Origin of the sequence: Halalkalibacter sp. APA_J-10(15), assembly GCF_023017105.1 — a bacterium.
Taxonomy (GTDB): domain Bacteria; phylum Bacillota; class Bacilli; order Bacillales; family Bacillaceae_D; genus Halalkalibacter.
Genome location: NZ_JALKEV010000005.1, coordinates 148,130 through 160,318 on the forward strand (window position 1 = coordinate 148,130; position 12,189 = coordinate 160,318).

The following is a 12,189-nucleotide window of genomic DNA, read 5'->3' on the forward strand; positions in this document are numbered from 1 at the left end:
AAGGAGATTCGAGATGAACTCAGATACATTATCGATGTTTCGGACATTAACAGAATTACAAGGTGCTCCAGGATTCGAACATTCAGTGCGAAATTATGTTCGAACGCAATTGGAGAACTATACAGAAGAAATTATTCAAGATCGATTAGGAAGTATCTTTGGGGTGAAACGTGGTAATGAGTCTGGCCCAAATGTAATGGTAGCTGGACATATGGATGAAGTTGGGTTTATGGTAACATCTATTAGTAAAAATGGACTCATTCGATTTCAAGCGTTAGGTGGATGGTGGAGTCAAGTTCTACTTGCTCAACGCGTTCAAATTATAACTGCAGAAGGACCAGTGATTGGAGTCATCGGTTCAACGCCACCTCATTTATTGGACGAAGCACAAAGAAAAAAACCTATGGCAATGAAGCACATGTATATTGATATTGGAGCAGATAATCAGGATGATGCCGTAAAGATCGGAATTAAGCCGGGACAACAAATTGTACCGGTCTGCCCATTTACACAAATGGCAAATCCTAAGAAGCTTCTTGCTAAAGCATGGGATAATCGTTATGGTGTTGGGCTTGCCATTGAGCTGTTAAAGGAATTAAAGGATGAAAGAATCCCTAATATTCTTTTTTCAGGAGCGACTGTTCAAGAAGAGGTTGGGTTAAGAGGAGCTGCTACTGCATCGAATATGATAAAGCCTGATATTTTTTATGCATTAGATGCAAGTCCAGCTAATGATGCGACTGGAGGTAAGGATGCTTTTGGTCAACTAGGCAAGGGAGCGTTATTGCGTATTTTTGATCGTTCGATGATTACACACAGGGGGATGAGGGAATTTATTTTAGATACAGCTGAATCACACGATATTCCTTATCAATATTTCATTTCTCAAGGAGGGACGGATGCCGGTCGAGTTCATATGACTGGTGATGGTGTACCATCAGCTGTAATTGGTATTTGTGCACGGTATATTCATACATCAGCTTCCATTATTCATGTCGATGATTACGCTGCTGCAAAGGAGCTGTTAATGAAATTAGTGAAAGCGACTGATATGACTACAATCCGATCCATTCAAGAGAGTGTATAACCTTGAGAAGAAGAGGACATCAAATGAGTTAAAAATTAAACTTTTTCAGTGCCATTGAAATAAGGAGGGATGAGATGATAGTTGCAATTGGATCAAAAAATCCGGCAAAGGTTCATGCTGTTCAAGCTACTCTTATTCAAGAAGAGATTCGCTTTATTCCGATAGCTGCTAAATCAAGTGTGGACTCACAACCTTTTTCTGACGAAGAGACGATTCTAGGTGCACGAAACCGTGCGAAGGATGCTCTTCTACAATTGAGTACTTCAACAATGGCCTTCGGATTAGAAGGTGGAGTCATTGAGACTCGCTTCGGTCTTATGTTATGTAATTGGGGGGTGCTTCTTCATCAGGATGGAAGAGAATGGATTGCCGGAGGGGCTCGAATTCCTCTCCCAGAAGACATATCGAATCAACTTCGTACCGGTCAGGAGCTCGGGAATGTCATGGCAGAGTATGTTGGTGATCGAGAAGTTCGAAAAAAACAAGGGGCTATTGGCGTATTTAGTCATGGATTTGTTGATCGAAAAGAAATGTTTTCTCATATTGTAAAACTCCTTTATGGACAATATCTTTTGAGCGAGAAACATTAAATTCTGTCATGTTAGCTGTAAACGGTTCTTGTCAGCCCTATAGGATAAAGGTATGATAAAGGAGGTATCTTTAAGTTCTTTTAAAGGAGTGTCCTTATTTTGAAAGTGAACCGGTGGTTGACTCGAGTTGGAATTGTTTTTTTGCTTTTTGGAACGATGTTGATTATAGGGTGTTCAGTATCAGACGAAGAAGCGCTTGAATTAGGCTATGAGACGTATATGGATCTTATCCAACAAGAGCCTAATGAGACGAACATAGAGGAAGAGGGCGTTGCTTTGTATTTACCAGATCATTTAGTTGTATCGGAAAGCACTCCCTTCAATATGTTGATTGAGGAACAACAAGGTGATCAACGTTATCTGCTATTTCATTATCCAACAGAGCCTAAGACGAGCTCGTTTAATCTAGAGCGTGACAGAGAGTTAGAAGAAGATGCCATTATCTTTGAAGTGGTTGAAACCGATGAGTATCTTTCCTTCCTAGTTGTTAAGGATTATGTTAATTCAAAGGATGAAGTAGAAGAAGATGTGCAAGAAATAGAAAGTGATGAAGAATCACAGCAAGAAGATCAGCTATTTGTTTTGGTTTCGATAGGTGGAGTAAAAGTATCTGCGCTTTCCACTTACGAGGAGTTAGTAGAAGATATTGAGCTAATGACAAAAATGATTCATTCCTATCAATTAATTGATGTTGAAGAATCGTCATAGGAGGAGCATGCGTGAGAGCGTTCTTAAAAAGAAAAGGGATCGAATGTTCATGGCGAACATATTTTATTACAGGTCTTAGCTATATGGCATTAGGCTTGTTTGCCTCTCTTATTATTGGTTTGATTATGAAAACGGCTGGAGAGAATATTGAACCGTATATTCCGGCATTTTCATTGTTAGTCGATATGGGAGATTTAGCGATGGGCTTAATGGGTCCTGCCATTGGTGTGGCTGTTGCTTATGGTCTAAAAGCACCGAGGCTAGTCGTATTTGCTGCTGTTATTACTGGAGCTGCTGGGGCTGAGCTTGCTGGACCTGCTGGAAGCTTTATCGCTGCTGTCCTGTCCGTTGAGATTGGAAAACTTGTTTCTCAAGAGACAAAAATCGATATTATTGTAACGCCTTTTGTTACAATTGTTTCAGGATTTCTTACAGCCTATTTTATTGGACCATGGATTCAATTGGCATTAACACAATTTGGAGAGTTGATAAAATGGGGAACCGAACAACAACCAATATTATTAGGCATTGTTGTTGCGACATTAATGGGGTTAGCATTAACAGCACCAATTTCGAGTGCTGCATTAGCTATCATGCTTGAGCTAGATGGAATGGCTGCTGGAGCAGCGACAGTAGGCTGCGCAGCTCAAATGATTGGATTTGCTGTAAGTAGCTATCGTGAGAATCGTTTGTCAGGCTTGGTCGCTTTAGGCATGGGAACATCGATGCTACAAGTACCTAACGTGATGAAGAACCCACTTATTCTTATACCACCTGTTATAGCTGGAGCGATCCTAGCCCCTTTTGCAACTGTTATGTTTCAAATGTCAAACAGTGCCGCTGGTGCTGGAATGGGAACAAGTGGATTAGTTGGGCCGATTTTAACCATTTCTGAGATGGGCTTAACGACCAATGTAATCGTTGCGATCGGATTGCTTCATTTTGTCGGACCAGCTGTTATAAGCTTGCTTGTGTCAGAATGGATGAGGAAGAAGGGTCTTATTCGTTTTGGTGATATGAAAATTGACCAATAAGGAGAGAGAAAGAGATGGAATCGATTAAATCAGTAGAACAGTTTAAGGAAATATCAACTAAGGAGTCAGCTGTATTTGTCTTTTCAGCCGATTGGTGTCCTGATTGTAAGGTGATTGAACCTTTATTGCCACGTATTGAGGCGGATTTCCCGAGCTTCACGTTTTATTATGTTGATCGTGATGAATGTATTGACTTGTGTCAAGAATTAGACATATTAGGAATTCCGAGCTTTCTTGCATATGTGGATGGAAAAGAAGTCGAGCGCTTTGTTAGCAAGGAACGCAAAAGCGAGGAAGAAATTGTTGAATTTTTAACGAAAGCAGAAGCGCATATCGGTTGAGTTAAGAAGGTCACTCGTGATGAAATAAGAGTGACCTTCTTTTTAATTAAGAAAGAATTTATTATTTTCTTAGACATTTAATCATGATAGAGTGTGTTCCAATTCAGAATAGCTCAAGTTCTTGTGACGACAACGCGTGACGTAATTAAGAAGAGCCTTTGCTTTATACTAAGTAGAAAGGTTGCGATTCTGTTCGAAACATGATTGAATAGGAATTCAAGTGATAGTAGGAGTGATGGAAAATGGAAATGAGAGAATTCCGTAAAAAGATTGAACAAATGTTAGAAAAAGACGGATGGACTCTTTTTTATGATCATAAAGAAGCAACATTACGCATTGAAGATACAGAAATTAAAAAAGGGGTCACTTTAGCTTTAAAGCCATTGTTAGCAAAGTGGGAACGGAAGGAATTTGATTCGATTGATGAGGTCGTTAGGTATGTAGAAGTTGGGCTTGAATCAATGCGTACAAAGCCAATGCTCGATGGAAATGAGAGAAATATCTTTCCTATTATTCGTGCGACATCGTTCCCGACTGAGACTAAAGAAGGGCAAGTCCTTTTATTTGACGAGCATACAGCAGAGACAAGGATTTACTATGTCATTGATCTAGGAGAGTCTTATACTCTTATTCATGAGCAATTACTCGAACAAACATCGTGGACGAAAACGAAGATTAGAGAAATGGCGACATTTAACCTTCGCTCATTAGATCAGCCTCTGAAAGAGGACGAGGTGGCAGGAAATAAGTTTTATTTTCTGCGTGCAAAGGATGGCTACGATGCCAGTAGAGTCCTTGACCAATCGTTATTGGAGAAAATGAATCGTCAAGCGGTAGGACAGTTAGGTGTTTCGATACCGCATCAGGATGTGCTTATTTTTGCTGATTTAGTAAATGAAAGAGGCTATGATGTATTAGCACAAATTGCTTTGCAATTCTTTGGTGAAGGACGCGTCCCTGTAACAGCATTACCATTTATGTATGGAGATGGAGAGTTAGAACCGACATTTATTTTAGCGCAGCGTAAACCAAAGTCGTGATTTTTAAAAAAACCGGAACAGGATCATTTGGACATGATATAATAAAAAACAATATATTGGTCTAAATGATAAAGTTGACCTGAATAGAAGAGAGGAGTTGTTCTCATTTAAAGAGCAACTCTTCTTACATGTCATTGAAAGAAAGTGGTGAACAAAGTGGGCATGTTACGTCACTGGGTTAGAAAAATAAAACAATTATTTGATGAAAAAGAGCAGATGATGGAAGAAGAACAGGAGCGCCGTTCGTATCATTATTCAACAGAGCAATCAAATAATAATGCTAGAGTAAAGTACGATTACCCTAGTAAGGGCAAATTTCGTTTTCCTGTTATTGAGGATAAAGTGCGAAAACAAACCGAAACCGTTGATAATCATGAAGAACATTTTGTTCCTTATGAATCTCGTGAAACTCCGACTCCAAAAAATGATTATAAATGGACGATCACACCATCTCCTATATACGGTTACAAGGACCAACAGAAATCTGTTGAGCAAAGTAAAAAGGAACCGAACATTGAATTAAAGCATTCTGAACAATTAATAGAAACGAATGACCTAACCTCACGCAAACGCGAGAAAAGGGTTGAGTCAATTGCTACGAAACAGGAGACTGTTAAACGTGAAAAAATGAATGAGTCAGCTGATGACTCTGTTCATAAAGGAATGACAGGTAAAGAAAAATTAACCGGGGATCATGAGCAAGTAAAAGATGAATGGTCGTCAGCAACGGGTAGTATGGGAGATGAAGGGAAAAGTAGAAATCATCAAGAACGAATGCGTCGCAAGCTTGAGCAACGGACTGCAAAAACGAATCAGGAGCAAAAAGAACAAACGGTTCCTTATAATGTCATGATGTTACCAAAAGATAGAGTGACAAATAACAAAGTAGAGGAAAAGGAAAGTAAGAAGGAAGACCAGTTCATGTATACATTTCCTTCGATTCAACTCTTGCGTTTCCCTGAGAAGAAGCAAGCGGATAATCAAGAATGGCTTCATCAGCAGGCGTACATTTTAGAAGAGACGTTACATAGTTTCAATGTTGAAGCAAAGGTTGTTCATGTCACACAGGGCCCTTCTGTGACACGGTTTGAAATTCAACCTGGAAAAGGTGTGAAGGTTACGAAGGTAACAGGACTTAACGATGATATGAAGCTAGCTCTTTCTGCAAAGGACATTCGAATTGAGGCTCCGATACCAGGGAAAAATACGATCGGAATCGAAGTTCCCAATCAGCAATCAGCTCCGGTTTTTTTAAGAGAATTGTTGCGAAGAGATTTATTTATAAGAGAAAGCTCACCATTAACGGTTGCGCTAGGTTTAGATATTTCAGGGCAACCGATTATGACGGATTTGCAAAAAATGCCTCATGGGTTAGTGGCGGGTGCCACAGGATCGGGGAAAAGTGTTTGTATTAATTCAATATTAATTAGCCTTTTATATAAAGCGACTCCTGATGAAGTCAAGCTTATGCTCATTGATCCGAAGATGGTTGAGCTAGCACCATACAATGAATTACCTCATCTCGTAACGCCAGTCATAACGGATGCGAAACAAGCAACGATTGCTTTGAAGTGGGTTGTTGAGGAAATGGAACGAAGATATGAGCTCTTTAGTCAATATGGTGTACGAGACGTGAAGAGATATAATGACTTATACTCTGAATCACCTGACAAACCGGCACTTCCGTATATGTTGGTTGTTATTGATGAACTTGCTGATTTAATGATGGTTTCACCACAGGATGTAGAAGACTCAATTTGTCGGATTGCGCAAAAAGCGAGAGCATGTGGGATTCATTTATTACTTGCAACACAGAGGCCTTCTGTTGATGTCATTACAGGTCTTATTAAAGCAAATATCCCTACACGAATTGCTTTTTCAGTTTCTAGTCAAACCGATTCAAGAACGATTTTAGATTCTGGTGGTGCAGAACGCTTATTAGGTCGGGGAGATATGCTTTTCTACGAAAATGGTTCACCGAAGTCGATTCGTGTACAAGGAACCTTTGTGTCTGATGAAGAAATTGAAGAAGTTGTATCATTTGTGAAAAAGCAACGCCAGCCTGAGTATTTACTTGAACAAGAGCAATTAATGAAAGTAGCAAAAACAGATGATGTAGATGATGAATTATTTGAAGAAGCCTGCTATTATGTAGTCGAGCAAGGTGGTGCTTCGGCCTCAAGTCTACAACGAAAGTATCGAATTGGCTACAACAGAGCAGCGAGGTTAATTGATATGATGGAGGATGCTGGTATCGTATCTGAAGCAATGGGCAGTAAGCCGCGTCATATCCTTGTTGATTCGATTCAATTAGAAGAGGTCTTATATCATGAATCGACATAATTATTTTGAACTTGTTTTCACGATCAAGGTTCTATATGATATATAGATATGGAGAATAGTTGAGGAATAACAAGGAGCTCAATCTTATGAAAGAAATCACACTTAAACTAAATGGAGAAATTAAACGGTTAACGAATGAAACGTTTAAATTTGATGAGCGTATTAAGGATGGCTGGTTTTCCGCTGTCTATTTCTTGAAAACACGAGAAATCGTGAAAAGGTATCGCCCAGGCCGTGCCGTCACGATGCAGTTTTTTCAAAAGGAACATTCTGTTCTTTGTGGAACAGATGAAGTGATTGCATTGATTAAAACGTTTGCGAATAATCCAGAGCAATTAGAGCTTCGGTCTTTAGAAGATGGCGATAAAATAAAGCCTTATGAAACAGTGTTTACTATTACTGGTAACTATGAGGATTTTGGTTATTTAGAAGGAATCATTGATGGGATCTTTGCGAGAAGAACATCTGTGGCAACGAATGTTTATAATGTTGTCAAGGCCGCTCGTAAGTCAGGCTTTCAGAAGCCGGTTATTTTTATGGGAGATCGTGATGATCATTTCACTCAACAAGCAGGTGACGGTTATGCAGCGTTTATTGGCGGATCAAAAGCCCAAGCGACTCATGCGATGAATGAATGGTGGGGGAAAAAAGGGATGGGGACGATGCCACATGCTCTTATACAGCTTTTTGAAGGAGATATTGTTGAGGCAACGAGAGCCTATAAAGAAACGTATCCTGAAGATGACCTAATGGCACTTGTTGATTATAATAATGATGTTATCACGGACTCGTTAAAAGTGGCGAGAGAGTTTGGTGCTGATCTGAAAGGGGTTCGGGTTGATACTTCTGCTATGATGGTTGACCAATTTTTCTGTCGAAATCCAGAAGTGATGGGAACGTTCGATCCCAGAGGAGCCAATCCAACTCTTTTATTTGCGCTGCGTGAAGCACTAGATAAAGAAGGCTTTCAGCACGTCAAAATCATTGCAACTGGTGGATTTAATGCTGATCGTATACGAAAATACGAGGAGGCTGGTGTACCTATCGATATTTATGGAGTAGGTGGCAGCTTACTGAAGATTAATATTGGGTTTACTGGTGATAATGTGCGAATAGGTGGAGAACATGAGGCTAAGGCGGGCCGAAGATTTAGGGATAATCCACGACTAACTTTAGTTGATTAAGACAGGATTAGCTGTAAAGGGTCTTTTCTGACACTTTTTACATATACTATTGGATGAAAAGAAGTGCAGCGTAAATGACTGTTATTAAGCGCGTCGATTTGGAGGATGAAGTAAAGCGCGTCCATGGCGCAACAATACCATGTGAGTGACGGAGGTCCAATTATGACATATCATTTTATAGGAATAAAAGGTTCAGGTATGAGTGCACTGGCACAAGTACTACATGATATGAAGCTTTCTGTGCAAGGTTCTGATGTCGAAAAGACATTTTTTACACAAAAGCCTCTAGAACAAAAAGGAATAGCATTATTACCATTTAATCAAAGCAATATTCAACAAGGACAACAGGTAGTCGTGTCTGCTGCTTATGGTGAAGACCATGAAGAGATGAAGAAGGCACGAGAGCTTGAATTGAATGTGCAGAAATACCCTGAGTTTCTAGGGAATTTCATTCAACAATTTACAAGTGTAGCTGTTACAGGATCGCATGGGAAAACATCAACGACAGGCTTATTATCTCATGTATTAGGCGCAGCGTTTCCTACTTCGTATTTAATTGGGGATGGTACTGGAAAAGGCGAAGAGGATTCTCGTTATTTCGTATTCGAAGCATGTGAGTATAGAAGGCATTTTTTAAATTACAAACCTGATTATTGTATTATGACGAATGTCGATTTTGATCATCCTGATTATTTTCAGGACGTAGATGATGTGTTCTTAGCTTTTCAGGAAATGGCGAAGCAAGTAAAGAAGGCGATTGTTGCTTGTGGTGATGATCAATATTTAGAAGGTATTCAAGCGAATGTCCCGGTCGTTTATTATGGTTTCGGTGAACAAAATGATTTTCAAGCTCGTCATGTTGAAACATCTAGTGAAGGAACTCATTTTGACGTTTATATTCGCAATCATCTTTATGGGAAATTTACGATTCATCGCTTTGGGAATCATCATATTCTAAATACGTTAGCTGTCATTGCTCTCTGTCACTATGAAGGAGTTCCTGTCGAAGTGACAGCGGAACATATTGTAACATTCCAAGGAGTTAAAAGACGGTTTAGTGAAAAAGCAGTCGGAACACAAGTGTTGGTTGATGACTATGCTCATCACCCTACTGAAATTGCTGCAACGATTGAATCAGCGAGGCAAAAGTATCCGAAGCAAGATATTGTAGCGGTTTTCCAGCCTCATACATTTACAAGAACTGAAATGTTTTTACAAGAGTTTGCAGACTCTTTGCATGCTGCTGATTATGTGTATCTCTGTGATATATTTGGGTCTGCACGTGAACAAAACAGTACACTGTCAATTGAGGATTTGCAGAGATTAATTCCCGGTGCGCAATTAATATCGGTAGAATCAATTGAAGTTTTACGTCAGCATGAAAGTAGTATTTTATTATTTATGGGTGCTGGGGATGTTCAGAAATTCCAAAGAGCATACGAGGACACTTTAGGGGCTAGACATTCATAAACTTAATAGCCAATGAAGTGGAAAAGGGGTTCTGTAAAGGAGGGCATGGCAAAAGTTTGATTTTTCAACTTTCGCCATGCCCTTTCATAAATTTAGAACCACTGAAATAGTTATTTGTACTTTTTCAGTGACCTTCTACAAAGAGGAATGTCTATTAAGTCAAATTCTCAGGGTTTAAAGGTTGTAATAATTTTGGAATAAATCGACCATCTTTTCGAATTAACTTCCCATCAAAATAAATCTCACCACCACCGTATTCAGGACGTTGAATCATAACAATATCCCAATGAATAGCTGATTGGTTTCCATTAGATGCTTGTTCATAGCATTGGCCAGGTGTGAAATGAAAGCTTCCATCGATCTTTTCATCAAAGAGAATATCTTTCATAGGGTGTTGGATATACGGGTTTACTCCGATTGCAAACTCTCCGATATAACGTGCACCTTCATCTGTATTAAGTAATTGATTAAGGCGTTCACTGTCATTAGCGTGAGCCTCGATAATTTTCCCGTTCTTAAATGTAAATGAAATGTTTTCATAAGTGAATCCTTGGTAAGGTGAGGCTGTATTAAAGGTAATCGTCCCGTTGACCGATTCTCTAATCGGCGCTGTGAAAACCTCACCATCTGGAATGTTGAACGTTCCAGCACATTTAATAGCAGGGATTTGTTTGATGGAAAAGCGTAATTCCGTCCCAGGTCCTGTAATGAATACTTCATTCGTCTCATTCATGAGTTCGACAAGTGCATCCATGGCTCGACTCATCTTTTGATAGTCTAAGTTACATACGTTAAAGTAAAAATCTTCGAATGCCTCAGTGCTCATGTTAGCTAGTTGAGCCATTGAGAAGTTAGGGTAACGTAAGACACACCATTTCGTTTTTGGTACACGAATTTCACGATGGACTTTTGTTCCAACTGTTTGATTATACAATGCTAATTGTTCACTTGGAATATCGCTATGCTCAGAAATGTTATCACCAGCTCTTAAACCGATATAACCATCCATATGGCTCATCATATTTGCTTCGAAGCTCGCTTGCAAAGTCAGCTGCTCTTCAGTTGCTTGCATGAGAAGTGAACGATCTACTTGATGATCTTTTAATAAGACAAAGGGATGTCCTTTTGCTTTATATACTTCTCGTACGATTGCTGTTACAAGCTCTCCTTGTAAGCCGAAATTTTCAATAAGGATACGCTCTCCTTTTTGAACATTAATGGAATATGTAACAAGGTTATGGGCTAATTGTTGAATACGAGGATCTTTCATACTATTCTCCTTTTTTATGTTAGATTTATTAACATATTGCTATTCTTCTTCTATTAATTGTATCAAACTATTTAACATACAACTCCTATTTATATGTATGAACAGGAAAATAATTCATGGATTTCGAATTTATTGTTGTGATTCATGTTTAGAATGTTACAATTATGGGTATTAGACATTATAACAATGCATTGTACAGGAGGTGAAAGACGAAGGTGATCATTTTGTACATAAGCGCATTAATTGTTGCAATAGCTTTTGCAGTACTTGTTATTTATTTAGTTCGTACGTTGAAATCAGCTAATCGCACGTTGGAGCATGTAGCAAATACTATGGCTGGAATTGAAACTCAAATGAATGGCATTACGAAAGAAACGGAAGCACTACTACAGAGAACGAATCGATTAGCAGACGATATTCAAGGTAAGTCGAATTCGATTAACGCTGTATTTACTTCTGTGAACGAACTAGGGGATTCTGTTGGACAATTTACACATACGATTCGTCATATGTCGACGACGATTTCCAATCAAGCGAATAGGCAGTCAGATCAAGTTGCTCAAGTGATTCAATGGGGCAATGCTGCTCTTGATCTTTATACTAGATACAAGGAAAAGAAGAGCGCGAAAAATATGAAGGAGGAATAATGATGGGTGACATGAATACGAAGGATTTTTTAATTGGAACGTTAATCGGAGGAATTGTTGGGGCTTCAGCCGCTTTATTTCTTGCTCCTAAATCAGGTAAAGAATTACGTAGTGATTTAACAGAACAAGCACAATTAGCAAAAGAAAAAACAAGTCAATTCACATCAACTGCATATGATAAAGGGAGCGAATGGGCTTCATATGCGAAGGATAAATCTTCCTCTATTGCAAAGGTCGTATCAGACCAGTCTAATCAAGTAGTAGAGAAAGTAAAGGACGTTGCCAATCAAGTTCAAAGTTCAAGAGAAGAGCTTGCAGATGATTTAAAAGAAACAGTTGAATCTGCACATGGCGAGGTCAAAGATCATGTTCAAAAAGAGGCTGCGGACGTTAAGGATAAGGTAGCGAAAGAAGTAAGCGAAGTGAAATCTTAATAGTGAAAAAGAGGCTACGGCAACTAATAGTTAGTTGTTTC

Annotated in this window: 12 protein-coding genes; 11 read left to right on the plus strand and 1 reads right to left on the minus strand. The window is 39.1% G+C overall.

Annotated elements, in window-relative coordinates; genetic code table 11:
• The first annotated feature begins 13 nt into the window (after nt 1–13).
• The 9 genes from MW695_RS07825 (at nt 14) to murC (ending at nt 9,797) form a co-directional block, all read left to right on the plus strand.
• Nucleotides 14–1,087: a M42 family metallopeptidase gene (locus MW695_RS07825; protein ID WP_247104661.1), complete on the plus strand. Its 1,074-nt coding sequence runs from the start codon at nt 14–16 to the stop codon at nt 1,085–1,087.
• Between the two features lie 74 nt (nt 1,088–1,161).
• Nucleotides 1,162–1,677 (plus strand): DUF84 family protein, encoded by a 516-nt coding sequence (locus MW695_RS07830; RefSeq protein ID WP_247104662.1) that lies wholly within the window; start codon nt 1,162–1,164, stop codon nt 1,675–1,677.
• 99 nt (nt 1,678–1,776) lie between these two features.
• On the plus strand, nt 1,777–2,385 hold the full coding sequence (locus MW695_RS07835; protein ID WP_247104663.1) for a hypothetical protein: 609 nt from the start codon (nt 1,777–1,779) through the stop codon (nt 2,383–2,385).
• A gap of 11 nt (nt 2,386–2,396) precedes the next feature.
• Nucleotides 2,397–3,419: a PTS sugar transporter subunit IIC gene (locus MW695_RS07840; RefSeq protein WP_247104664.1), complete on the plus strand. Its 1,023-nt coding sequence runs from the start codon at nt 2,397–2,399 to the stop codon at nt 3,417–3,419.
• Between the two features lie 14 nt (nt 3,420–3,433).
• Complete coding sequence (locus MW695_RS07845; protein WP_247104665.1) at nt 3,434–3,760, plus strand: thioredoxin family protein; 327 nt, start codon at nt 3,434–3,436, stop codon at nt 3,758–3,760.
• Nucleotides 3,761–4,002: 242 nt separating this feature from the next.
• A complete protein-coding gene (locus MW695_RS07850) occupies nt 4,003–4,800 on the plus strand; it encodes a DUF1444 domain-containing protein (protein ID WP_247104666.1) in 798 nt (265 codons plus the stop codon).
• Nucleotides 4,801–4,962: 162 nt separating this feature from the next.
• The gene (locus MW695_RS07855) at nt 4,963–7,143 is read left to right on the plus strand and encodes a DNA translocase FtsK (RefSeq protein WP_274169698.1); all 2,181 of its coding nucleotides are present in this window, start codon (nt 4,963–4,965) and stop codon (nt 7,141–7,143) included.
• An 86-nt stretch (nt 7,144–7,229) separates the two neighbouring features.
• The gene (locus tag MW695_RS07860; RefSeq protein WP_247104667.1) at nt 7,230–8,327 is read left to right on the plus strand and encodes a nicotinate phosphoribosyltransferase; all 1,098 of its coding nucleotides are present in this window, start codon (nt 7,230–7,232) and stop codon (nt 8,325–8,327) included.
• 159 nt (nt 8,328–8,486) lie between these two features.
• The gene (gene murC / locus MW695_RS07865) at nt 8,487–9,797 is read left to right on the plus strand and encodes a UDP-N-acetylmuramate--L-alanine ligase (RefSeq protein WP_247104791.1); all 1,311 of its coding nucleotides are present in this window, start codon (nt 8,487–8,489) and stop codon (nt 9,795–9,797) included.
• 154 nt (nt 9,798–9,951) lie between these two features.
• Here the strand turns inward: murC and MW695_RS07870 are convergent, their stop codons facing one another.
• The gene (locus MW695_RS07870; protein ID WP_247104668.1) at nt 9,952–11,067 is read right to left on the minus strand and encodes an aminopeptidase; all 1,116 of its coding nucleotides are present in this window, start codon (nt 11,065–11,067) and stop codon (nt 9,952–9,954) included.
• Between the two features lie 215 nt (nt 11,068–11,282).
• Here MW695_RS07870 and MW695_RS07875 point away from each other — a divergent pair, with 215 nt between their 5' ends.
• On the plus strand, nt 11,283–11,714 hold the full coding sequence (locus tag MW695_RS07875; RefSeq protein ID WP_247104669.1) for a DUF948 domain-containing protein: 432 nt from the start codon (nt 11,283–11,285) through the stop codon (nt 11,712–11,714).
• A gap of 2 nt (nt 11,715–11,716) precedes the next feature.
• Nucleotides 11,717–12,148 (plus strand): YtxH domain-containing protein, encoded by a 432-nt coding sequence (locus MW695_RS07880; protein WP_247104670.1) that lies wholly within the window; start codon nt 11,717–11,719, stop codon nt 12,146–12,148.
• Nucleotides 12,149–12,189 lie beyond the last annotated feature (41 nt).